Source organism: Paenibacillus sp. FW104-T2 (assembly GCF_058789975.1).
This window is the reverse complement of record NZ_JBYTCE010000005.1, coordinates 113,114-134,939: the sequence shown is the minus strand read 5'-3', so window position 1 is coordinate 134,939 and position 21,826 is coordinate 113,114. Positions and strand designations below refer to the sequence as shown.

Sequence of the window (21,826 nt, the reverse complement as noted above, 5' to 3'; positions counted from 1 at the left end):
ATGCGTCATGGGTAGGTTTTGATCATTTCCATACGTTCAGGAGGTGGCCGTGTGAAATAGCGATGTCCTAATCACTTCATTGGACAGACAGAGTTTTGTGTAAAAATGGCCATCGCCCGGGAACGGCCTTTCTTCATATACATTTCAAACCGACTTACTTGACCGGCCCCATCCAGGTTGAGATCGTCTTCTGCTGGTGCGGCAACGGCGGTTTCAACTTCCCGTTATCGACCAAATGCTTCAAAATATAGGCGACCAGCCGACCTCCGCCGGTGTTGCCTCTCACCATGTAAGCAAGCTGCGGCTCCAAATGCTTCGGCTGATTTTGCAGGAACAGGTTGAGCATTTTGTCATAGAGCTTGCCGACAGCAGGCGCATACAGAGAGGACAAATCCGGCATTGCCTTGTTCAGCCGATCCAACGTTTGCGGAGAGTCGATCCAAACCGCATTGAACTTGTACCCTTCCTCCGTCTTGCGTATGTACCCCTTCTCCAGCAGGAACGAATATTGCTCGCTGTTCTCTTCGTTGTCGGGCAGTTCCCCTTGTTGGAACGCATGACAAATCTCGACATTCCGGTACTCCAGGAAACGCCAATCCACCTGGCGGTCACTCCAGTACGTATTGAATTGCCACAAGTATAAGGGAGTGTCTTCGACGTAGCGGAGCGACGGACCGAAGGTGACGTAACTACTCATATCAAAACCTGGATCGGTATCGTAGCTCCGGTTTAACGCCGCATAGGCAATATACTGACCTCCGTCCTTTCGTATTGGTGCGACCGCATCGAAGCTTTCGCCAGCCGGCATGCTCCGCCAAGATTGCTCCTCGACGTTCTTGGGCAGCAAGGTCCAGAGCAGGAAGTTATAGTCGCCGTCCGGAACGTACACTCCGCTATCCTCGACTTGCCGGCGAACTTCCATTAACGCATCAAAATGAACATCGGCCACTTCGGCGGCGCAATCTTGCCAGAATTGATGACCGGCTACGGCCAACTCGAAGAGGTCCCAGACGATAGTATTGCTTTGATATTTGCCGGGAGAGGTTTGGATGAGAAAATTATAATCGGCAAGGTGCCGGACTTCGCCTTCCAGCAAAGACGGCGGCATTCCGAGCTCCTCCGCGATTTGATGTACGGTCCGCGCCTTGTGATAAGCCGCGTAAACGATATTTTGCGCCAAGGCGCGTCCAAGAAAATCGTTGGTTTCGCCCAGTCTGCCGGCCGAACCGGAATGGCCCATTTCTCCCATGCTGACCGGATTGACACTTAAAGTTCCTGTTGCACGCATACGTTTCATCCCTTTCCGTAACTTTTTTTTAGCCTCGCTCAAATGCCACTTTACCGTGCCTACAGGAATGTTCAGAGCAATCGCGATATCGCTGATTTTAAGCTCGTCGTAGTAATGCATGACCACGATCCGGCGATGGATGTCGGACAGGAACGCGACTTCTCGGCGCAGCTCGCGGTAAGCTTCAGTTAACAGCAGCCGGTCAAGCGGCTCCCGGGAAGGGGCGGCAGACAGTTCGGACATGCCGTTGATTTCGATCGCTTGGGGAGCGTGCGCACGCTTTTTCAACCAATTTACCCAAGTGTATCGGGCAACCGTCCAGACGTAAGCGTCAAGGCTTCTAATGTCCCGCACCCCGGAGAAGGATTTCAACAACTGCAGCATAATCTCCTGAGCCAGATCCTCCGCCTCGGCCCGCTGCTTGACCCGGTTTAAGGCAAAACCGAAAATCGGTTTGACATAGCTCCGAATCGCTTCCGCCGCTTCTTTTTCGTTTTTACCAATTGAATCCATCTTTTGCCTCCATAGTTGCATCTGTAATTCCTGACAATTATATAGTGTGCCAGGCGAAATAAAGGTTGGGATTATTTTATAAAAAATTTGGACGTCCTACCGGATCCTCATACACGTATAATTACAAACATCATGAGTAGGTCCTTTAAATGGTTAAAGAGACGTTATGAACTTATTGTTAAAGAAGTTGAAGTTTGCTTTAGATATAAAGGTCTCACATTTAGTATATAAAGATACTTCTTTACCGTTCAACTATGGGAGGATGCAAAACTAGGAGCACGAGCCGAAGTTCTTCTTCGGGTACTTGGGGTACTCCTTCGTTCCGTAGTTAACCAGGATTGGTCTCGATTAAATATTCAAATGCATAATTGAGGTTCATTCAACTAACGGGAAACGTTAGTTGAAAAATGGGAGGAAAAGGAGCCGATCAATATGATCGGCTCCTTTTTTTATACAACGATATTCAATGAAATTGTATGTGACAGCCTCAGTTTGGTTGTGTAAAACTTCCGCTTTTTCTATAGATGAAAGCAGAAACAACACCAACGACTGCTAGCATACATAAGCCCCAGTAAATATTCGTATATGCTGTGGCCAAGGTGAGTTGTTGCTGTTTTTCTAAAGCAATGGCAACTATGGCGACCCCAAAGGCTCCACTGAAAAACTGAAGAAGTTGATATAAACCCATTCCTGAACCTATATACTTCCTGTCTAGTACACGTGAGATTTCGTTGGATAAACAGCTAGAAAGTGCTGTAAATGCCAGGCTAAGAATCATATAGGTAATCATTGCTCCTATCCAAGAGTGTCCAATCAATAAAGCGAAGAGAATCGTAGAGATTAACAACAATATAGGTCCATATTTCAAAAAGGTACGATTTCCGTAACGGTCAATTACTCGACCCACTTGGCGTGAAGCGAGGATAGCAAGTAACGAACCAGGAAAAATGATTAATCCCGCATTTCCGGGTGTAAAGTTGAAATTCTGAGTTAAGATCTGAGGCAAGAGAAACAAAGTAGAAAAATTACATATATAACCTGTCATTCCTAGTAAAACGAGTATTAAAAATGGGCGGTTTGCAAATAGCGACGGGAGTACAAATGGCTCCGGGGTTTTACGAATTCGCACAACAAAGAGTGTCAAAGCAACGAGTCCAGCAATCAGCATAATCCCCTTCTGGTTAGTCGTGAACAGAAGTAGTGAAGTCGTACCTACAGCGAGCAATATCCCACCGATCAGATCAAAGGATCCCGCCTGTGGTAACTCTTTTGGAAGCAACGTAAGAAATAATGGAAGCAGCAGCAAGACGAATGAAGTTAGAATAAATAACCAGTGCCATCCCAAATTTTCGACAATTGCTCCGCCGACAACTGGTCCTGCACCAAGTCCTAGTGATACAGCAGACATATTGATGGCCATAGCAGCACCACGACGTTCTATAGGAATATAACGCGTATATAGCACCATAGATAGGGAAATAATACCGCCCGCACCAGCTGCCTGCACAATACGACATAGAAGCAATGCAACAAAGCTGTCACAAAAGAATCCAATCAAGCTAGCTAGTCCTAAAGCAAAGACACCAATATTCAGCAGCCGTCTGAGAGGTATGAAGTCAGATAACCGACTGAATGTGATCGAAGAAACAGCAAACATGATGGAATATCCGGACACAATCCAGGAAGCTGTGGATGAGGAAATATTGAAATCTGAGATGATATTAGGCAGTGCCAAATTAAACATGGATGTATTCATAAGTGCCAATACAATAGCAATGCATATGGCCCCAATGGTAAAGCCTTCTCGGGCTAAAAGTGGCTGCTCGGATTGAACTGCCGAGGGATTTTTTTCTGAACTCATACGATCTCTCCTTCTGATTGTATTACTTATGTATACGTATTGTTTTGTTGTTCGTAAAATAGCGAACAATTGAAGTATATATCGTAGTATTGTAAAATACAACATGAATTTGTTTTTGGAGATAAGCTTAAAATGTAGGCTCACATCAGCTAATAATAAATATGGTATAGGAATATAATGGGGGAAATCCAATGAAATCACTACATCATCCTGATCGTAAAGACTTCATGCTACCAGCAGTTCTGCATGCACTCAGTGATCCTATTCGTCTTCATATGGTGGCACAAATGCATAGGAGTGGAGAGCAGGCTTGTAAGAATTTTGATGTTCCCATTGCGAATTCTACAAGGTCACAACACATCCGGACACTTCGGGAATCTGGAATTATTTATACTCGCTTTGAAGGAACCAAACGTTTGTTGTCACTTCGAACAGAAGACCTGAATGAACGCTTCCCTGGCTTAATAGATTCGATACTAAATGTTTATGAAAGTTAATCGAGATAGCAAAGATTTTAGAACGCGGGCTAAATATGAATGAACCAGACGCATGCAGAAGGAAGATGCCCAGCGATTCATTTACAACGCTTCAGTCATTTTTCAAGGCGGCGGCTATCCGGTTTTGCAAAAAGACTTTTTAATGGACTATGAATTATCGGATGTGATTCAGAATAGCAGTGCCGTTATACTGTATGCTAGTGCTGGCTCGTTAAACATGGCTGCCCAATGGTTAAGCTTGCACAAATACTGGCAATGATGTTGAAACAACTACGATTTATGATGGTATTGACTGATCAATTTGCCTATGAATCTCTACCTGTTCCTTTTGTCTGAAGAGATTGATGTGTATGGGGCAGAACAGGAAAGCGCTATACGTGTAAAAGTACGGCAAAATAGAAATATTGGGTCCTGTATATTTAATTTCCCACTCAAGATTCAGAAATTGGTTGAGACGCTCTAATTAGGGTGTTCAGGCTAAAGGGTAACGATAGCTCAATAAATCTAAGAAAGCAGCTGATCATGTGATCAGCTGCTTTTCTTTAACTAACGGGCTGTACAGTGTTGACGTATGGGAGCATAAGTGTGTGTTTTGGCAAACTTGTACATGAAGTCAATATTATACTTCGTACAAAATCTCACCTGTACGGGAAACATCATAGCCTTCGAAGGATTGCAGTTCCTGTCTGAACTCCGAAGATTGAAGAATGCGCAGGACCGAATCGGTCCACAGCTCATTTCCCGGTTTCTTTAACATAACCAGGTCATAGCGCTCCTGAGTCAGTGGAATGAAATCAACCTGACCGACAAGACGTGCAGCCTTTTCAATGCCAATGCCCACATCCGCTTCACCGGAACTGACTTTGGCGGCAACACCCATATGACTGGTTTCTTCCAGGTTATAACCGATCAGGCGGGAGGAAGGAATCCCGTGCAAACGCAGCTGCTCATCAAGCAGGACACGTGCCCCGGAACCTTTCTCGCGGTTGGCGAGTCGCAGATCAGGCTGATCCAGGTCTACCCAGCCTTGTAAGCCGCGCGGGTTACCGCGCTGTACATACAATCCTGCTGGTCTTGAGAGCAGGTTTACAACGACGTAGGACCAGCCAATCAAAATTTTTCGAATGTAGGGCAAATTATATTCGCCCGTATCCCCGTCGAGCAGATGAGTGCTGACCAGGTCAGACTCACCGCGGTACATGGAGATGAGTCCGTCGAGACTGCCCATAAAAGAACGCAGTGGACGAATGTCCCGCGTTTGTTTCTCCATATGGCGCATGAGAATATCCAAGCTTACATCCTGCCCGGTAATGACGACATGCCGCGATGCATGGGGGGCAGGAGACTCCCCGCGTACGATGCGGGATGCTTCGGATACCGGTCTGGCTGGGGCATTGGAATAGTCTTGTACAGGTGCAGCCAAAGATTTACTTGAATCAGCACGATCAATTATTGGCGCGGTTCCCGAGGATTGACTCGAAGCGGATAGCGGTCCGGTTGAGGACTGCAGCTGCTTGGCACGCAGCTTATATGCTTCCAGGTCGGTGGCATCAATCCTCATTTGTTTGCCGACGCGATAAGCGACAAGGTCTCCTTTTTTAATCAGGTCATACACGGTTAGTTTGGATATTTTGAGCAGCTTGGATATTTCTTCGGTTGTATAGGATTGCTCCTCTGTCATGTGTGAAGATCCTCCTTCAGGATGGCAAAAGCATATATGATTAAGTTCATCAACATCATGTGTAGTTTGCTGAAAGGTTTGAAACAGTCTCTTGTACTATACCATTAACTGCTGGAGTGCAGAAACAAGACCTTTCCATTTGATCGATCTTATGTATAATGAAATATAATTAATTATAACTAGATATAACTAAACATAACGTGTAGAAGGATCAGGGGGAGAAGAATTGAAAAAAAGAATAGGATACATACTGGGGAGCATGTCTCTAGGGATGACACTTGTATTGGCGGGTTGTGGTGCTGGTGCGGACAGTGCGGATTCATCGACAGCAGTTGAGCCGGTGTCCTCGGCACCTGCGACATCAGGAGATGTCAACCCAGCAGGGAATACCGAGCCGCAGGAAACCGTAGAATTAACCATCTCCGCGGCAGCCAGTCTGACCGATGCGATGAAAGAAATCGAAACAGGCTATGAGCTTGCCCATCCTTCTGTTGAACTCAACTTTAACTTCGGTGCATCGGGGGCACTGCAGCAGCAGATTGAACAGGGTGCACCTGCTGATATCTTTGTATCGGCGGCAACGAAGAACATGAACGCTCTGGTGGACGAGAACCTGATTGCAGCTTCTGATCAGAAAAATTTGCTGCAAAACTCCCTTGTTGCCATCGTTCCAGCAGGTAGTGAAAATGCAGTATCGAGCGAGCAGGATCTGACAGCGGATACCGTTAAAACCGTAGCTATCGGAATTCCGGAAAGTGTCCCGGCAGGAACGTATGCGAAGGAAGCACTGACGAATGCCAAGCTGTGGGATCAGCTCGAAAGCAAGCTTGTGCAGGGCAAGGATGTCAGACAGGTTCTGCAGTATGTAGAGACCGGGAACGCAGACGCGGGATTTGTGTACAAAACGGATGCACTGACCTCGGATCAGGTGGAAATTGCATTTGAGGTGGACAAGAACAGTTATACACCGGCCCATTATCCGGTAGGCATTATTGAGGGCACAAAACACCGGACAGAAGCAGAACAATTTTACGCGTATTTGCAAACCCCTGAAGTGCTGGATGTATTTGCGAAATACGGATTCTCTGTTCCGGAATGATTGGTACGGAGATCGACTGGTCAGCGTTCTGGTCACCTGTCCGCCTATCACTTCAGGTTGCTCTGTTGTCCAGCATCATTGCAGGCGTGCTCGGCATTGCGGTAGCCTGGCAGATGTCACGCCGCTCTTTTCGCACCAAAATTGTGCTGGAAACCGTGTTTATGCTGCCGCTGGTGCTTCCACCGACCGTCGTTGGCTTTCTGCTGCTCGTTTTGCTGGGCCGCAAAAGTCTGCTGGGACAATGGATTGAAGCCATCTTCTCGGCGCCGGTCATCTTCTCCTGGTGGGCGGCGGTGATTGCCTCAGTGGTTGTAGCCTTCCCGCTCATTTATCAGACCATGAAGTCCGGTTTCAGCGGTATTGATAAGGATCTGGAGGATGCGGGCAGGTCGATCGGGGCGAATGAATGGCAGGTGTTTCGCTACATTTCGCTGCCGCTTGCAGGACGAGCATTGATGACTGCTTTTATACTGGGATTTGCTCGTGCACTGGGGGAATTCGGGGCCACACTGATGATCGCTGGAAATATTCCTGGCAAAACCCAAACCGTACCTACAGCCATCTATGTTGCAGTGGATTCCGGTAATCAGACCATGGCATGGGCATGGACCGTTTCCATTATTATCATCTCATTTGTCATGCTGCTTCTAACGAGGCAGCCAAACCAGGAAAAGGCTTGAAGGGCGCAAGGCAGATACAGTAGGGATTGATGAAGACCCGCACAAGGAGTGCTCCTTGGAGCGGGTTTTATGCTGTATGCTCCAATCCGAACGTTCTGTATGTAGATAGAAAACTTCTATGCACAAAAAAACCAAAAAAATTTCCAAATTTCGTACTTTCAACCCTCGCCTAAAGCAGCCCTTTTCCTGTAAAATAGAAGTAACTGATTCCAGCCAAGCACTGAAATAAGGAGAGAGACGACAATGAATACTAAACCTGATTGCGGCGTATCGTTGCAAATCGACGATTATCTGGATCTTTTGCATTTTGCCATCCAAATTCAGGATCAGGAATGGCAGCAGTCCCTTATCCACCAGCTCAAAATATTTCAGCCGGCAGCGGAGCAGCAGCGGACACCAGAAGAGGAATTATGGACACGGCTGGATTATATCAACAGTAAGCTAACGGGGCTGTGCAACCAGCTGCATGCAGCACACACCCAGGATGAACGCGACAAATGCCAAGAACGAATTGGCCTCCTGCAATCCCAGCGGCTGGAAGTCGCACGTAAAATTAAATGGGCCAGTCGCAGATAGATAACATCACGAATCGAAGAAGCCTTTTCTCCTCCAGACCGATCGGGGAGGGGCTTTTTTTGGTATATGGATTTCATAGGCAATGTCCGGATAGAGAAGTTCTATAACATTATCAGGATGTCCTATTAGGCTTCGTATTGCCTCAGGATAACCCAGGGTGATATTCTTTGATCAACCTAATTCCGACTATACAAGTAAGAATGGTTAGTTAAGAATTAGAGAAATGGGAGTTTACATTAGATTGGCTGTGTAACACAGCCTGTGGAGGAGATCGGGAATGGCTAAAAAATGGGGGATTCATCAATTTCGGACAGCGCTGCTATTCGTCACTATGCTCGCGGTGCTGGCAGGATGCAGCACAGGCAATGCTTCAAATGAAGCGGAGACCACATCTGCGTCCGGTCAAGATACAGTGAAGAAGATTATCGTAGGTACAGGTACGCAATTTCCGAATGTGTGCTTCATTGATGAGAATGGCAAATTGACTGGATACGATGTGGAATTGATTCGTGAGATTGATAAACGGCTGCCTGAGTATGAGTTTGAGTTCAGCACCATGGAGTTCAAAAACCTGCTGCTCAGCCTGGAGACGAAAAAGATTGATCTAATCGCTCACCAGATGGAAGTGAATGAAGAGAGACAGGCGAAGTTCCTGTTTAATGATGAAGCTTATAATATTTTCCCCAACAAAGTAGTCGTGAGTCAGAAAAACCAGGATGTGAATTCCATTGACGATCTGAAAGGGAAAAAACTGATTGTGGGTGCAACGAGCAATGCGGCTGTGCTGGCTGAGAAGTGGAATGCGGACAATGGCAACAGCATTGATATCGTATACTCGGGAGCCGGTGAAGACACGATTACCCAGATCAAATCAGGTCGGGTGGATGCAACAATTAGTACGCAATTCGCCATTGACTATCAGAATAAGGCTGTGGATGCCCAATTAAAAACGGTGGGAGAAGCTTTATCGAATTCCAAAGTATATTTCATCCTCAACAAGGACGAGCAGGAACTCAAAGCCAAAGTGGATGAAGCTCTCAAATCAATCAAGGAAGACGGAACATTAAGCAAGCTGAGCACAGAGTGGCTTGGCGCGGATTATACGGTTGAAGAGTAGCGTGAGAAAGGTGTGCAAGCCGTAATGGGAAAAGCATTCGATATATCCTTGGTTCTGGATTTCATCCCGGAACTGCTAAGGTATCTGCATATAACTCTGATCGTGCTGGGCGGGTCCATTGTGCTTGGTCTGGTAGGCGGTGTGCTGCTGGCAGTTCCTAGACTCTACCGAATTCCGGTACTGAGTCAGCTCGCCACCCTGTATGTATCTTTCATGCGCGGCACACCAATTCTCATCAAGCTGTTTCTGGTCTATTACGGCCTGCCCGAATTGCTTAAGCCAATTGGCATTGACCTGTCCAGAACCGATCCGCTGGTATTTGTCATCGTGACCTATGCACTTAGCGATGCTGCATCCTTTGCGGAGATCTTCCGCGGAGCCGTTCGCAGTGTTGACAAGGGCCAGACCGAAGCGGCTTATGCAGCAGGGATGACTACGTTTCAGTCCTTTCGGCGGATTGTTGTTCCCCAAGCGCTTATTGTGGCTTTCCCCAATATGGCGAATACGCTGATCGGTTCGCTTAAGGACACGTCCCTTGCTTTTTCCATCGGTGTCATGGATATGGTGGGCAGAGGGCAGACGCTGATCTCGGCAACGTCACATGCGCTTGAAGTGTATATCAGCTTGTCGGTTGTTTATTATGTCATTGTTATTGTCCTTGAAAAAGGGTTTGCTCTTGCTGAACGCAGACTGCAGCGTCATGAACGCAAAAGCACGTTGTCTAAGCCAGCGGTCAGAGCTGAACGACTGAAACGAATAGCGGGGTGAGCATATGTCCATTGATCTCCAGTTTATTTATACGTCTTTTTTCAAAATTCTAACGGCATTGCCACTGACACTCGTGATCACGATTGTGCCGCTGATAGCAGGTTTCGGGATTGGTCTTGCCACTGCCCTGATTCGAATCTATCAGGTGCCATGGATTCACCGGGTAGCCGCCTTCTACGTTTCGTTTCTGCGCGGTACGCCGATGCTCATGCATCTATTTCTGATCTATTACGGTATACCGATGATAATTGATAATCTCTCTGAACGGTACGGATGGGCTTTTCAATCGGCTTCCATACCTATCCTGGTATTTGTATTGATTGCCTTCTCACTGACAGCCGGAGCGTATATGTCCGAGATTATCCGTTCGGGTATTCTCGCTGTGGACCGTGGACAGATGGAGGCTGCGCATGCCGTAGGCATGAGTACCTCACAGGCCTTGCGGCGCATCATTCTCCCTCAGGCCATCGGTGCTGTATTGCCCAATCTGTGCAGCATGTTTGTCGGATTTCTCCATGGATCGACGCTGGCCTTCACGGTTTCACAGATGGATATTCTCGGAAAGGCAGATGTCGTTGCATCCGTCAGTTTGAAATTTCTGGAGGCTTTCATTGCAGCGGCAGTGATCTATTGGGGCCTGACAATCATCGCCGAACGGATTACCGCTCTGCTGGAACGCCGGGTCGCCTTGTATAGCAAAGGAGGGGTTTCATGATTACACTAAGCAATATCCACAAGTCTTTTGGCAAGCAGGAAGTGCTGAAAGGCATTGATCTGACGGTAGAGCAGGGGGATGTGGTCGCCATTCTTGGACCCAGCGGGTCGGGCAAAACAACATTGCTGCGCTGTGTGAATTTCCTGGAACGTGCAGATGAAGGCAAGGTCCAGATCAGCGGATTGGGCGTAGACTGCAAACATGCGCGCAAACACGATATCGTGCAGATCAGACGGAAAACGGCCATGGTTTTTCAGCATTACAATTTGTTCAAACACAAAACGGTGCTGGATAACGTCACGGAAGGGCTAATTGTGGCACAGAAGATGTCCAAGGCAGATGCCCGTGCACGTGCCCTGCGTGTTCTTGAACAAGTAGGGCTTTCTGCCAAAATCAATGAGTATCCAAGCATGCTGTCTGGCGGACAGCAGCAGCGGGTCGGCATTGCCCGCGCACTGGCTCTGAATCCAGAGGTCATCCTGTTCGATGAACCGACTTCTGCCCTGGATCCAGAGCTGGTTGGAGAGGTATTATCGGTCATTCGTTCGATTGCCCAGGAGGGCATCACCATGATCGTTGTTACCCATGAAATGGGTTTTGCCCGTGAAGTGGCGAATCGGGTTATCTTCATGGATGGGGGGCATGTCGTGGAGCAAGGAACACCTGAGGAAATCTTTTTACGGCCCAAGCAGGAACGAACCCGCCAATTCCTGAGCCGATACTCCTCTGATTGGAGTTATGTCATTTGACGATATAGGCGCAAGCTGGAGTAACTGACGATCCCGGCCCGGCATATGCTGTAGCAGGCAAATGCTGATAGGCCGGGTTTTTCTATGGGTGAAGCAGGCCGTGACGGTAAGGAGGAGGACTATGCAGAGCAAAGTTGATGAAATACTCACACATATTGCACACTCACACCAGCAGCTTGCACGAGTATTGGATGCCAAACGTCAAGTCGCTGTGCGGATGTCTGAAATTATTAATCATTTGCCGGATATCGAACCGGAGCTGGATGGCGTAGAGGGTCTGCTGGATAGCTCTGGACAAATCAACAAAAGCATCATCTCCTATTTGGGGGGCCTTGCGGATCTGGAAGAAGCTGTTGCCGAAACGCTGACCCAGGTCATGCGGGAGATGGCAGGTCAAGAGGAAGAATAAGCCCGGAAGGCGGGTGAGAGAACATGAGCAGAGAACAAAGTCTCATACTGATGCTGGATGCTGCAGCCAAGATGCAATGGAACATTGCACTGATTTTGGAAGCCAAGGCGATTGAAGCTGAGAAAGTTCGGAATTGGGCGCTGAATCACCTGAACGGTGAAGCATTTCTAACGCACGGTGATCAGGTGGCAGAACCGCTGAAAATGCATGATCAACTGGTTGAAATGCTGGAAGGATTAACCCGGATGGAAACAGGGCTTTGCAACAACTTGAAAGCTGTCATGGTCGATAACAGTGCTGAAGAAGGCGGGATGGACGGAGGCATGTTTGGCGGCATGGATCTTGGAGACATGGGAAAATGAGTCTGCTGCAGCGTGAGCAGGAAGTTAAACTGGCTCTCATTGAATCCATTGCACACAGCCAGCAGGCCCTGGCACGCATTCTGGACAGTGTAGCCAGCGTAACCGCTCATTCGGAAGTATCTGCCCGCAATCTTGCCGAGAACATTCGTCTGCTGAGCAGGTATCAGGAAGAAATGTCCCGTATGGTTACGGGGATCAGGTTAGCACGAATTCAGCAAGGGGAGCCCGGCTTGCCGTGGCTCAAAGAACCTGAATATGCGGTACGTATCGTTCGGGATATACAGGAGGAATGTTGATATGTTGAGAAAGAAAAAGTTGAAGCTTAGAACGAAAAGAGCTTTGCTTACACGTGGTGCCCGTCTGCGCAAAGTCCGTAAGCTGCGTGCCATCAAAGGCAAACGTGTACTGCACAAACGCACGCTTAAAGGACGTAGTGCGTGGCTCAAAAAAAAGAAACGTTCGGTACGGCGGCACCGGAGTCCGAATCCCGTACAACCAGTCGTCCCGGCTACCCCTACCGATCCGAACCCGGACAACGCGTACAGTCAGGGTTACAACGAGGCGTACAACGAGGGATTCAACGCGGGTTTCGCCAAGGGTTTCGAAGACGGACATCAGCTGGCGTACAAGGCACAATAACCGAATAGACCTGATTAGCGGCAGACGGATCGCTGCAGGTCCAGCACATATGATCACCCGGGGGGGATTTATCCCTCCGGGTGATTTGCATGGCCGCAGAAGCGGACATGCCCGTACAGGCCAATGTGGAGGGCAGACGCCAATTTTGTGCCTTGCAGGACACCCGTCCATGATGCATCTGACCCCGGGGCATATCCTTTAGAGGGAAGACCAATCTCGGGGAGAGACGGATACGGAATCTCCTGAAAGGAAGACAGGGTGAAGGATGTGGCAAAAAAACGACACCGATCGCTTCCGGAAGCGAAGATAGCTTACCGCAGCGGATATGCTGAAGGCTGCAGATTCGGCGGCTGTCAGGCCATGATGGAGCGAGTTCAGATGTTTGAGCCGACCATGCGGGATATGAAAGTACTGTACATTCCGCAAGGATTTGATGCCATCGATGAAGGTGTCATCTTAGCACTGCAGCAGTCTGTGCGTGAATGTGTTGTCGGGTCGCCGGCAACCATGCTGCAGGATGCAAGTCAGCACAGGCCGGATGTCGTGTTGGTCATGAACGGATTGCACGTTTTTCCTGCGGATCACCTGGAACAGGTAGACGGGATACGGGCTCTCGGTATTCGGACAGCAGTATGGTTTGTAGATGATCCGTATTTCACCGAAGATACGGCGACCATCTGCAGGCATTACGATGTGGTGTTCACGCATGAAGAAGCTGCGGTTCCATTTTACGGAGGGAACGGAGCGAGGAGAGTCATCTATATGCCACTCGCGGTTAATCCCGGCATGTTCCAGCCTCGTCGCATCGAGCCTCAGCACCAATACGATATTTGTTTTATCGGCACAGGCTTCTGGAACCGGATCGCCTTGTTCGATGAGCTGGCCCCTTTTCTGGCGACCAAAAAGGTATTCATTGCCGGCGGTCAGTGGCAACGGCTGACACGGTCGGATGTACTCGGCCCTTTTATCCATGAGGGATGGATCGATCCAAGCTCAACTGTTAATTATTACAACGGCGCCAAGATTGTCATTAATGTTCACCGGACCTGCGAGAATGGCGAGGACAATCGCAATACGCATCATCTGCAAGGGCGATCCATTAATCCAAGAACGTATGAAATCAGTGCCTGCGGCACAATGCAGATTACGGATGCACGCGGTGACTTGCCCCGCTTTTACCAGCCGGGTTACGACATTGAGACGTTTACGACAGCAGCCGAACTGGAGAGCAAAATCAAATATTACCTGAAACATGAGCAAGAACGGCAGGCCATGGCTTGGCGTGGGCTGTTGACCACGTTGAACCAGCATACGTTTGCCCGCCGAATCGCCCAGCTGCTGGAACATGTGTAGAACAGTAAGCCCGCAATACAGCGAATGTTATTTCAAACAGAAGGAGTGGCGGTATGTCTATCAAACACCGTAAAAAGAGGAATTTTCATACGCCAGTACTCAGCCTGGCTGAACAGGCACGCAAAAACGGGCAGCATGCCGGTTATGATGCAGGCAAGGAAGAAGGCTACCTGCGCGGGCGTGCCAACTATATTGTCAATTGCGCACAGGAACCGCTGCCTTTCCGGCAGATCCACGTCCTGTACGTCTCTTCGGGTAAAGGATTCCCCTATTCACCGCTGGATGAGGCGATTATGGCCACCCTGCAAGGCATGGTTGCTCAGGTGACACTGACTGATCCCCGGCAGCCGGTTTCTGAAATTGCGCTGCAAAATCGCCCCGATTTGGTTCTTGTCCTGGATGGCATGGACATTCCGCTCGAGCATATTGATGCGATTCGCCAGGCAGGTATCCCCACAGCAATCTGGCTGACGGATGATCCGTACTACACGGATATGACGATGGAACGTGTCCACCATTTCGATCATATCTTCACACTGGAATTGAACTGTGTAGAACTATACCGTCAGAGCGGCTGTGCATCAGTACACTACCTGCCGTTTGCGGCATTCACCAATCATTACTTCCCGATCACGACGCCATCACCCTTGCACCGGGACGTCAGTTTTATCGGATCGGCCTACTGGAACCGGGTCTACTTCTTCAATCCAATCATGGCACAGATCATGTCACACAATACCGTGTTTAATGGCATCTGGTGGGACCGTCTGCCTGGCTATGAAGCCTATGGCGAGAAGATTGAGCACGGACGCTGGATGAGTCCGCAGGAAACCAATGATGTATATAACGGGACTAAAATTGTGATTAACCTGCACCGTTCCCACGAAGACGATTCCGTCAATAACAACCATCTCAAAATACCACCAGCTTCACCGAATCCAAGAACATTTGAAATCTCGGCTTCCGCAACACTGCAGCTGACCGATGCGCGTGACGACCTGGCACGGTTCTATAAACCGGGCGTGGAGATCGAAACGTATTCTTCTCCCCAAGAGCTGCTCGATAAGGTTGAATACTATCTTACTCACGAGAAAGAGCGCCGTGAAATCGCCCTCCGCGGATTGGAACGGACGCTCAAGGAACACACGTATGGCAGAAGAATTAATGAAATGCTGACGATCATATTCCCTTAATTTCCGGTCGGGAGGAGGTGTGCACAGACCTGCATGCGATATGCATGCAGTGGTCCGTGCAGCCATGGCGACTAAACCGAAACTCATGTTGTTTTCCCATGTATGCAATACCCGGAGTATTACAGGGGCGGAGAAGCTGCTGCTCCATTTTATGCGGGAAATGGGCTCCATCTTCGACTGTGTGCTTGTTGCCCCGCAGGAAGGCAAGCTCGCCGGACTTGCGCGGAGATTCGGCATCCAGGTCAAAATATGCTCTCTGCCGCTGCTTCACGGTGTTTACACACCCTACCAGGGCATTGCCAATGATGCAGAACAGCTTCGCTACACACCAGCTTATCAGGACGCGGTTTCCCTCATCAGGGAAACTTCTCCTGCGCTGGTATTGACGAATACCTGTGTGAACGTGCTGCCTGCCGTTGCAGCCAAATCGCTGCAGATTCCGGTCATCTGGAAGATTACGGAGATTATTCAGATCAATGCTCATACAGACGAGGCCGTGCAGATGATAGACCGGTATTCGGACTGGATTATCGGCATATCTGAGACGGCTGCTGCCCCGTTTAAACATGCGGGCATGAGCGGGAAGCTGTCGGTTCTTCCACCAACCTGGGACCCGGCACTGCCTGCCCCGGACCGCTGGCTTCATTTGCGTGAACGCAAGCGCAAGGAGCTCGGTTTCAGGAACTCGCATGTCTGTATCGGCTATATCTCTTCTTTTATATATGATGCCAAAGGGCTGAGACCTTTTATTGACATGGCTCTGCAGCTCTGCGAAACCCACTCGAAAGCCAGGTACTGGATCATTGGTGCGCCAGCAGACAAAAAGTACTATGACGAATGTGTAGCAAGGGTGAAGAAATCAGGATATGCACGCAGATTTACCTTTACGACATTTGAAGAGAATGTATCTCTTGCCTATACAGCGATGGATATGGTGGTTATCCCGAGCATGGTCAAGGAAGGCTTTGGCATGACTGCGCTGGAGGGTGTGTATTTTGCCAAACCGGTTATTGCTTTTGCCCAGGGCGGCCTGTCGGAGCTGCTGGAAGGGGTGGGCAGCGGCCAATTTCTAGCTCCTCCGGGAGACAGCAATGCACTTGCCGTTTTGGCGACGACCCTGCTGAACGACACGGAGATGGCGTCCGATATTGCCTGGCGAGGCCGGGCAGAAGCGGAACGATTGTACGGAATTGAAACCTACAGAGCTGGCATGCATACGATGGTGACACAGTGGTTGCTGCGGTACCCTGGCTGGTTCCCTTACATTCAGGCACCGAATGGCCCGGTGTATACCTGGGGAGAAGGCGGATTGCGTACCGTACTCGCTTTGGACCCCGGGGCAGTCAGAGCACTTCTGTTCCCGCTGTCGGTTATTCAGGCATTGCCAATCTCCCCACTTCCGCCGATTGCCGTAGGCCATCCTGTCCCCGCTGATGTGGTTGAAAAGCGTCCGCCGAGCAGGGTCAGCAAACGGAAAACGGGGGCAAAAAAGCGAACCCGGAAGGCAGCTCAGCAAAAAAGAAAGCATCTGTACAGGGCGAAACCAACGGCTCGCAAGCGCACGACTGCCAGGTCAAGGCGCCGGGCGCGTCGGAAAGGTTCCAATACACGATGAAGGCGGGATAACGATGAAGATCATGACGGTGCTGGGCACGAGACCAGAGATTATCCGGCTCAGCCTGATCATTTCCAAGCTGGACCAGTACGCGTCCAAGCATATTCTTGTGCACACAGGACAGAACTTCACGGAAAGTCTCAGCGGTCAGTTTTTCAAGGAGATGGGCCTGCGGGCGCCAGACTACGTCCTTCAGGACGAAGCTGCCTCTTTGGGCCGTCAGCTATCCTCCATGTTTACTCAAATGGAAGATCTGCTGCTTCAGGAAAAGCCGGACAAAGTGCTGCTGCTGGGTGATACCAACAGCGCACTCTGTGCCGTGCTGGCTGAGCGCATGGGGATTCCGGTCGTCCATATGGAGGCAGGCAATCGATGCTTCGATCTGGATGTACCTGAAGAGAAAAATCGAAAAGTCATAGATGCCATATCGACCATTAATATGCCGTATACCGAACAAAGCAAGAAGCACCTCGTTAATGAAGGTGTGCCCAGTCGGCGAATTGTGCTCACGGGCAATCCGATCTATGAAGTCATGCGTCATTATGACGCCCAGGTGAACGCCAGCAAAATACTGAAAAAGCTCAAGCTCAAGTCCGGGCAGTACTTTTTGGTAACCGCCCACCGGGCAGAAAATGTAGATCATCCGCCTCATCTGCTGGAGATCATGAAAGGACTGAACCAGGTAGCGGAGGAACACGGCCTGCGGGTGATCTGCAGCATCCATCCCCGAACGGCCATCCGTATCGCAGAACATTTGCAGCTGGAGATGAATCCGCTTGTGGAATTCCACGAACCGTTCGGATTTTTTGATTTCGTCATGTTGGAACGTCATGCACGCTGTGCACTGACGGACAGCGGTACCGTTCAGGAAGAATGCTGCATCATGGGTGTACCCACAGTCACCATGCGGCGCACAACCGAACGTCCGGAGACGGTGGACTGCGGCAGCAACGTAGTCTCCGGTCTGGATGCAGCCCGCATTGCGGGATGTGTGAAGGTCATGACGGAGATGGCAAGTGACTGGGAATGCCCGCAAGGTTACAAGGCAACAGATGTATCCGGTAAAGTGGTCAAATTTCTGCTTGGAGGGAAACTACATGTTTGAAAATAAACGTATACTCGTGACAGGCGGTACTGGATCATGGGGGTATGAACTCGTGGCCCAACTGCTGCCCCAAAATCCAAAGGAAATTATCGTTTACTCCCGTAATGAATCAAGCCAGGTGGCCATGAGCCGCGAGTTCGAGGATCCTCGTCTTCACTTCCGAATTGGGGATATTCGTGACAAGGAAGCATTAACGGCGGCTTGCCAGCAAGTGGACTATGTATTCCATCTGGCGGCGCTCAAACATGTGCCGGTATGTGAAGATCAGCCTTATGAAGCACTTAAAACCAACGTGATTGGTACCCAGAACGTGATTGAGGCTGCCATCGAAAACCATGTTGAAAAGGTCATTTATATCTCGACTGACAAGGCGGCTAACCCATCCAATTTCTATGGCATGACCAAGGCGATCGGCGAGAAATTAATCGTATATGCGAATTTGCTGCACAGCAATACCCGATTTGTGACTGTACGGGGCGGCAATGTGCTTGGCACCAACGGCAGCGTGGTGCATCTCTTCAAGAACCAGATTCGTCAGAAAGGTCAAGTATCCATCACGGATATGAATATGACCCGTTTCTTCCTCACACTGAAGGATGCCATCACGTTGCTGTTCAAGGCTTCCGTGGAGAGTGTAGGCGGTGAGATTTTTGTCATGACGATGCCTACGTGCAAAATTGTGGACCTTGCAGAAGTGCTGATAGAGGATTCCGGCGTAGAGAACGTGGCCATTGTGGAACGTGGTACCCGGCCTGGTGAGAAAATTCATGAAATTCTGATGAGTGAATTCGAGAGCATGACAACGGTTGTTTACGACGAACAATATCTGGTCATTCTCCCTACACTCGGCATACCGGGATTGCGTGAGCATTACACGAACTGCCCTCCGGTTTCCTTTAGCAGCTTCAGTTCAGAACATCAGTTGATGACGAAAGAGGAGATTCGCGACATTCTGAAACGCGGAGGATTCCTGTCATGAAGCTCCTGATACTTGGGGGAAACGGAATGGCCGGCCATGTTATGGTCGACTATTTCCGCCGTCAAGGTCTGCACAGTGTCTTCTACACCACGCGGGATGTGTCTGACCCGAACGGTCTGCTGCTGGATGTAAATGACAGCTATATGGTGGATCGTCTGGTGGAGGCTGTGCACCCGGACGTTATCGTTAATGCTGTTGGTGTGCTGAACAGCTTCGCAGATGAAGATAAAATTACCGCTTATCACATTAACGGCTTCCTTCCGCATCGTTTGCGGAGGGTGGCCGACACCATTGGTGCCCGACTCATTCATATCAGCACGGACTGTGTCTTCAGCGGGGACCGTGGTTCCTATACGGAGAATGATGTTACGGATGGGACATCATCCTACGCGATTACCAAGGCACTGGGTGAGGTTCATGATCCAGGGCACCTTACGATCCGCACCTCCATAATTGGGCCGGAAATCCGGAAGGGCGGCATCGGACTGATGCATTGGTTTATGTCACGCACAGGTGAAGTGGGTGGATATACGCGTGTGTTCTGGAACGGTGTAACTACACTGGAGCTGGCAAAATGGGTGGATCATTATCTGGCGTCACCTGTCAGCGGCCTGATTCATCTGGCGCATCCTGAACCGGTTAGCAAGCACGATCTGCTGCTTCTTTTCCAGCAGACCTGGAATAAGCAAGATGTGAATATTGTGCCTGATGACAGTCTTGTGCAGGATCGCACCCTCGTTTCCACACGCGAGGATGTGAAGACAGACCTTCCGGATTATTCTACGATGCTGAAGGAGCTGGCATTATGGATGGAGCAGAGCTAACGGGCAAGAAGGTGTTGATTACAGGTGCCTCCGGTTTTACCGGACGGCATGCTGTAGCATATTTTAAGAGCATCGGTGCTAAGGTTGCCGCCGTGGTCCGGCGAGCAGGCGTGCATTCGTTTGGTGAAGGCGTAGCTGTGCATGTGTGTGATCTTAATGATAAACAGCAGGTGCGTCAACTGATTGATGAGGTGCAGCCGGATTACGCGCTGCATCTCGCAGGGAAAAACTCAGTCCCTGACTCTTGGTCAGACCCGCTGCTTGTACTGGAAACGAATGTGATGGCTGTCCTGTATTTACTGGATGCTCTTCGAAGCTGTCCATCAGCACGGACAGTTATCGTGGGATCCCGGTTGAAATACACCGTCGAACCAGGCCGAAAACCAGAGCCTCCTCATCCTTACAGTCTCAGCAAGGCGCTGGAAGAAATGGTGTCATTGTCATGGATGTCCCTGTTTGGGCAGCAGATCATGCTGGCTGAGCCGGGGAATTTGATCGGGGCCGGTCCTTCTACAGGGATCTGTTCGCTGCTCGCACGGCATGTGGTTGCCTGTGAGCAAGAGGGCAAACGCGAAGCTTTCCGTCTATCCGGGCGGGATAATACACGGGATTTCCTGGATGTACGGGATGCGGTCAGAGCCTATGCCACACTTCTTGTGCATGGAACTACGGGAACTGTCTATCCGGTGGTTTCCGGGACGGAGCGCAGTCTGGGCGAAATCGCAGATACCTTGCTCTCCATGTCAGAAGCAGAAGTGCCTGTCCGCTGGGACGGAGCCTCTTCAGGACCGGATGGGGCTGGCAAGGAGGAGGAACTATCGCTGCTGCGTAAACTGGGATGGCAGCCTCAGATTCCATTTGCCCAATCCCTTCAGGATATTCTGAGCGATGTTCGGAAGCAAGGGGGAGGGGCCAAATGAATCCAAAAGTATCCGTGGTCATTCCATTCTACAATTGCCCTTATGTGCAGCAGGCGATTCAAAGCGCGATAAACCAGACGTATACCAACGTGGAGATCATTGTGGTGGACGACGGCTCGACAAGGTATGCGGAGCTTCTCCAGCCTTACCTGCCTCATATCTATGTGCTTGGCAAAAGCAACGGCGGCACAGCCTCGGCTCTTAATCACGGCATTCGTCATGCTTCGGGTGATTATGTGGTCTGGCTAAGCTCGGATGATCTTCTCTATCCGGATAAAATACGTTACCAGGTCGAGTTCATGCAGCGGGAAAATGTGCTTGCCTCACATACCAACTTTCATTACATCAATGAACATTCGGCGGTTACCAAGCTGCATGGTGGAGCAGAACCGATGGCTGACGTTGAATGGCTGCGCCGTTTTGTGGGTGGCAATCCTGTCAATGGTTGTACCGTCATGATTCGCAAGGATCTGTTCGGAGCTGTAGGCCTCTTCGATGAGCTGCTTCCATATACGCATGATCTGGATCTCTGGCTGCGTATCCTGCTGAATGGATATCGTTTTCCATACCTGAATGAACCCCTTACGGCATATCGCTGGCACGGCGGGATGGGGTCGGTGCGTCATGCGGAGACGATTGGCAGGGAAGCCTCCATGGTCTGGTCCAGATATCGTGAACCTTTGCTGCAGCGAATTGCTGCCATGGGTGGTTGAACCTTATGAAGGGATTGAGGGGTTATGGGAGCAAGTCGCCATAATACCCTCTTTCTATGTATCCGCTCATGAGTAATTCTTAATCTTTCCCTCACAGATGCCCGCGAACCGGAGACAGTTCCATCATATGATAAGGGTAGGAGTTTTATAGAGACAGGCGAGGAAAGGGG

The 21,826-nt window shown here is 49.7% G+C and carries 25 protein-coding genes; 22 read left to right on the top strand and 3 right to left on the bottom strand.

Annotated elements, in window-relative coordinates:
* Nucleotides 1–154: 154 nt before the first annotated feature.
* Together AC3WQ3_RS08510 and AC3WQ3_RS08505 are read right to left on the bottom strand one after the other, a co-directional pair.
* Entirely contained in the window at nucleotides 155–1,801 is a 1,647-nt protein-coding gene (locus AC3WQ3_RS08510; RefSeq protein ID WP_336782884.1) for an RNA polymerase sigma factor, read from the bottom strand.
* Between the two features lie 487 nt (nucleotides 1,802–2,288).
* Nucleotides 2,289–3,662: an MFS transporter gene (locus AC3WQ3_RS08505; protein WP_492471979.1), complete on the bottom strand. Its 1,374-nt coding sequence runs from the start codon at nucleotides 3,660–3,662 to the stop codon at nucleotides 2,289–2,291.
* A 191-nt stretch (nucleotides 3,663–3,853) separates the two neighbouring features.
* Here AC3WQ3_RS08505 and AC3WQ3_RS08500 point away from each other — a divergent pair, with 191 nt between their 5' ends.
* Together AC3WQ3_RS08500 and AC3WQ3_RS08495 are read left to right on the top strand one after the other, a co-directional pair.
* Nucleotides 3,854–4,159: an ArsR/SmtB family transcription factor gene (locus AC3WQ3_RS08500; RefSeq protein ID WP_127538989.1), complete on the top strand. Its 306-nt coding sequence runs from the start codon at nucleotides 3,854–3,856 to the stop codon at nucleotides 4,157–4,159.
* A gap of 52 nt (nucleotides 4,160–4,211) precedes the next feature.
* Nucleotides 4,212–4,418, top strand: a complete 207-nt coding sequence (locus AC3WQ3_RS08495) for a hypothetical protein (RefSeq protein ID WP_336782881.1) — start codon at nucleotides 4,212–4,214, stop codon at nucleotides 4,416–4,418.
* A 360-nt stretch (nucleotides 4,419–4,778) separates the two neighbouring features.
* Here AC3WQ3_RS08495 and AC3WQ3_RS08490 read toward each other — a convergent pair whose 3' ends face one another.
* Complete coding sequence (locus AC3WQ3_RS08490) at nucleotides 4,779–5,840, bottom strand: helix-turn-helix transcriptional regulator (protein WP_492471978.1); 1,062 nt, start codon at nucleotides 5,838–5,840, stop codon at nucleotides 4,779–4,781.
* 259 nt (nucleotides 5,841–6,099) lie between these two features.
* Here AC3WQ3_RS08490 and modA point away from each other — a divergent pair, with 259 nt between their 5' ends.
* From modA to AC3WQ3_RS08390, 20 genes are all read left to right on the top strand, one after another.
* The gene (gene modA / locus AC3WQ3_RS08485) at nucleotides 6,100–6,939 is read left to right on the top strand and encodes a molybdate ABC transporter substrate-binding protein (protein WP_492472055.1); all 840 of its coding nucleotides are present in this window, start codon (nucleotides 6,100–6,102) and stop codon (nucleotides 6,937–6,939) included.
* Entirely contained in the window at nucleotides 6,936–7,619 is a 684-nt protein-coding gene (modB, locus tag AC3WQ3_RS08480; RefSeq protein ID WP_492471977.1) for a molybdate ABC transporter permease subunit, read from the top strand. Before modA ends, modB begins: the two co-directional genes overlap by 4 nt.
* Nucleotides 7,620–7,862: 243 nt before the next feature.
* The gene (locus AC3WQ3_RS08475; RefSeq protein ID WP_154896344.1) at nucleotides 7,863–8,195 is read left to right on the top strand and encodes a hypothetical protein; all 333 of its coding nucleotides are present in this window, start codon (nucleotides 7,863–7,865) and stop codon (nucleotides 8,193–8,195) included.
* Nucleotides 8,196–8,472: 277 nt separating this feature from the next.
* Nucleotides 8,473–9,312 carry a transporter substrate-binding domain-containing protein gene (locus tag AC3WQ3_RS08470; protein WP_127538992.1) on the top strand — a complete coding sequence of 280 codons (840 nt, stop codon included), beginning with the start codon at nucleotides 8,473–8,475 and terminating at the stop codon, nucleotides 9,310–9,312.
* Between the two features lie 24 nt (nucleotides 9,313–9,336).
* The gene (locus AC3WQ3_RS08465; protein WP_492471976.1) at nucleotides 9,337–10,080 is read left to right on the top strand and encodes an amino acid ABC transporter permease; all 744 of its coding nucleotides are present in this window, start codon (nucleotides 9,337–9,339) and stop codon (nucleotides 10,078–10,080) included.
* A gap of 4 nt (nucleotides 10,081–10,084) precedes the next feature.
* Entirely contained in the window at nucleotides 10,085–10,795 is a 711-nt protein-coding gene (locus AC3WQ3_RS08460; protein WP_336782874.1) for an amino acid ABC transporter permease, read from the top strand.
* Nucleotides 10,792–11,544, top strand: a complete 753-nt coding sequence (locus AC3WQ3_RS08455; protein WP_095361344.1) for an amino acid ABC transporter ATP-binding protein — start codon at nucleotides 10,792–10,794, stop codon at nucleotides 11,542–11,544. The genes AC3WQ3_RS08460 and AC3WQ3_RS08455 overlap by 4 nt, the downstream gene beginning before the upstream one ends.
* Before the next feature lie 121 nt (nucleotides 11,545–11,665).
* Nucleotides 11,666–11,953, top strand: coding sequence for a nucleoside-diphosphate sugar epimerase (locus AC3WQ3_RS08450; RefSeq protein ID WP_095291953.1), 288 nt, complete (start codon nucleotides 11,666–11,668; stop codon nucleotides 11,951–11,953).
* Between the two features lie 23 nt (nucleotides 11,954–11,976).
* Complete coding sequence (locus AC3WQ3_RS08445) at nucleotides 11,977–12,315, top strand: alpha-helical endospore appendage domain-containing protein (protein WP_095291951.1); 339 nt, start codon at nucleotides 11,977–11,979, stop codon at nucleotides 12,313–12,315.
* On the top strand, nucleotides 12,312–12,611 hold the full coding sequence (locus AC3WQ3_RS08440) for a hypothetical protein (RefSeq protein WP_095291950.1): 300 nt from the start codon (nucleotides 12,312–12,314) through the stop codon (nucleotides 12,609–12,611). The genes AC3WQ3_RS08445 and AC3WQ3_RS08440 overlap by 4 nt, the downstream gene beginning before the upstream one ends.
* A gap of 1 nt (nucleotide 12,612) precedes the next feature.
* Nucleotides 12,613–12,954 carry a hypothetical protein gene (locus AC3WQ3_RS08435; RefSeq protein WP_492471975.1) on the top strand — a complete coding sequence of 114 codons (342 nt, stop codon included), beginning with the start codon at nucleotides 12,613–12,615 and terminating at the stop codon, nucleotides 12,952–12,954.
* Nucleotides 12,955–13,003: 49 nt separating this feature from the next.
* The gene (locus tag AC3WQ3_RS08430; protein ID WP_176476174.1) at nucleotides 13,004–13,156 is read left to right on the top strand and encodes a hypothetical protein; all 153 of its coding nucleotides are present in this window, start codon (nucleotides 13,004–13,006) and stop codon (nucleotides 13,154–13,156) included.
* A gap of 56 nt (nucleotides 13,157–13,212) precedes the next feature.
* A complete protein-coding gene (locus tag AC3WQ3_RS08425) occupies nucleotides 13,213–14,307 on the top strand; it encodes a CgeB family protein (protein ID WP_492471974.1) in 1,095 nt (364 codons plus the stop codon).
* A gap of 53 nt (nucleotides 14,308–14,360) precedes the next feature.
* A complete protein-coding gene (locus tag AC3WQ3_RS08420; protein ID WP_390586588.1) occupies nucleotides 14,361–15,500 on the top strand; it encodes a CgeB family protein in 1,140 nt (379 codons plus the stop codon).
* A gap of 40 nt (nucleotides 15,501–15,540) precedes the next feature.
* The gene (locus AC3WQ3_RS08415; protein WP_492471973.1) at nucleotides 15,541–17,115 is read left to right on the top strand and encodes a glycosyltransferase family 4 protein; all 1,575 of its coding nucleotides are present in this window, start codon (nucleotides 15,541–15,543) and stop codon (nucleotides 17,113–17,115) included.
* 13 nt (nucleotides 17,116–17,128) lie between these two features.
* Nucleotides 17,129–18,220, top strand: coding sequence for a non-hydrolyzing UDP-N-acetylglucosamine 2-epimerase (wecB, locus tag AC3WQ3_RS08410; RefSeq protein ID WP_154896338.1), 1,092 nt, complete (start codon nucleotides 17,129–17,131; stop codon nucleotides 18,218–18,220).
* A complete protein-coding gene (locus AC3WQ3_RS08405; RefSeq protein WP_095361348.1) occupies nucleotides 18,213–19,199 on the top strand; it encodes a polysaccharide biosynthesis protein in 987 nt (328 codons plus the stop codon). The genes wecB and AC3WQ3_RS08405 overlap by 8 nt, the downstream gene beginning before the upstream one ends.
* Nucleotides 19,196–20,023, top strand: coding sequence for a dTDP-4-dehydrorhamnose reductase family protein (locus AC3WQ3_RS08400; RefSeq protein WP_095291943.1), 828 nt, complete (start codon nucleotides 19,196–19,198; stop codon nucleotides 20,021–20,023). The genes AC3WQ3_RS08405 and AC3WQ3_RS08400 overlap by 4 nt, the downstream gene beginning before the upstream one ends.
* On the top strand, nucleotides 20,005–20,943 hold the full coding sequence (locus AC3WQ3_RS08395; RefSeq protein WP_492471972.1) for an NAD-dependent epimerase/dehydratase family protein: 939 nt from the start codon (nucleotides 20,005–20,007) through the stop codon (nucleotides 20,941–20,943). Before AC3WQ3_RS08400 ends, AC3WQ3_RS08395 begins: the two co-directional genes overlap by 19 nt.
* Nucleotides 20,940–21,656: a glycosyltransferase gene (locus AC3WQ3_RS08390; RefSeq protein WP_492471971.1), complete on the top strand. Its 717-nt coding sequence runs from the start codon at nucleotides 20,940–20,942 to the stop codon at nucleotides 21,654–21,656. The genes AC3WQ3_RS08395 and AC3WQ3_RS08390 overlap by 4 nt, the downstream gene beginning before the upstream one ends.
* The last annotated feature ends 170 nt before the right edge of the window (nucleotides 21,657–21,826 follow it).

Coding starts and splice junctions, on each gene's coding strand:
- AC3WQ3_RS08465 (WP_492471976.1), top strand. CDS start 9,337: ATGGGAAAAGCATTCGATATATCCTTGGTTCTGGATTTCATCCCGGAA.
- AC3WQ3_RS08440 (WP_095291950.1), top strand. CDS start 12,312: ATGAGTCTGCTGCAGCGTGAGCAGGAAGTTAAACTGGCTCTCATTGAA.
- AC3WQ3_RS08420 (WP_390586588.1), top strand. CDS start 14,361: ATGTCTATCAAACACCGTAAAAAGAGGAATTTTCATACGCCAGTACTC.
- AC3WQ3_RS08415 (WP_492471973.1), top strand. CDS start 15,541: ATGCATGCAGTGGTCCGTGCAGCCATGGCGACTAAACCGAAACTCATG.
- AC3WQ3_RS08405 (WP_095361348.1), top strand. CDS start 18,213: ATGTTTGAAAATAAACGTATACTCGTGACAGGCGGTACTGGATCATGG.
- AC3WQ3_RS08435 (WP_492471975.1), top strand. CDS start 12,613: ATGTTGAGAAAGAAAAAGTTGAAGCTTAGAACGAAAAGAGCTTTGCTT.
- AC3WQ3_RS08445 (WP_095291951.1), top strand. CDS start 11,977: ATGAGCAGAGAACAAAGTCTCATACTGATGCTGGATGCTGCAGCCAAG.
- AC3WQ3_RS08390 (WP_492471971.1), top strand. CDS start 20,940: ATGAATCCAAAAGTATCCGTGGTCATTCCATTCTACAATTGCCCTTAT.
- AC3WQ3_RS08490 (WP_492471978.1), bottom strand. CDS start 5,840: ATGACAGAGGAGCAATCCTATACAACCGAAGAAATATCCAAGCTGCTC.
- modB (WP_492471977.1), top strand. CDS start 6,936: ATGATTGGTACGGAGATCGACTGGTCAGCGTTCTGGTCACCTGTCCGC.
- AC3WQ3_RS08495 (WP_336782881.1), top strand. CDS start 4,212: ATGCAGAAGGAAGATGCCCAGCGATTCATTTACAACGCTTCAGTCATT.
- AC3WQ3_RS08400 (WP_095291943.1), top strand. CDS start 19,196: ATGAAGCTCCTGATACTTGGGGGAAACGGAATGGCCGGCCATGTTATG.
- AC3WQ3_RS08500 (WP_127538989.1), top strand. CDS start 3,854: ATGAAATCACTACATCATCCTGATCGTAAAGACTTCATGCTACCAGCA.
- AC3WQ3_RS08395 (WP_492471972.1), top strand. CDS start 20,005: ATGGATGGAGCAGAGCTAACGGGCAAGAAGGTGTTGATTACAGGTGCC.
- AC3WQ3_RS08455 (WP_095361344.1), top strand. CDS start 10,792: ATGATTACACTAAGCAATATCCACAAGTCTTTTGGCAAGCAGGAAGTG.
- modA (WP_492472055.1), top strand. CDS start 6,100: ATGTCTCTAGGGATGACACTTGTATTGGCGGGTTGTGGTGCTGGTGCG.
- AC3WQ3_RS08470 (WP_127538992.1), top strand. CDS start 8,473: ATGGCTAAAAAATGGGGGATTCATCAATTTCGGACAGCGCTGCTATTC.
- AC3WQ3_RS08505 (WP_492471979.1), bottom strand. CDS start 3,662: ATGAGTTCAGAAAAAAATCCCTCGGCAGTTCAATCCGAGCAGCCACTT.
- AC3WQ3_RS08475 (WP_154896344.1), top strand. CDS start 7,863: ATGAATACTAAACCTGATTGCGGCGTATCGTTGCAAATCGACGATTAT.
- AC3WQ3_RS08450 (WP_095291953.1), top strand. CDS start 11,666: ATGCAGAGCAAAGTTGATGAAATACTCACACATATTGCACACTCACAC.
- AC3WQ3_RS08460 (WP_336782874.1), top strand. CDS start 10,085: ATGTCCATTGATCTCCAGTTTATTTATACGTCTTTTTTCAAAATTCTA.
- AC3WQ3_RS08510 (WP_336782884.1), bottom strand. CDS start 1,801: ATGGATTCAATTGGTAAAAACGAAAAAGAAGCGGCGGAAGCGATTCGG.
- AC3WQ3_RS08430 (WP_176476174.1), top strand. CDS start 13,004: ATGATCACCCGGGGGGGATTTATCCCTCCGGGTGATTTGCATGGCCGC.
- wecB (WP_154896338.1), top strand. CDS start 17,129: ATGAAGATCATGACGGTGCTGGGCACGAGACCAGAGATTATCCGGCTC.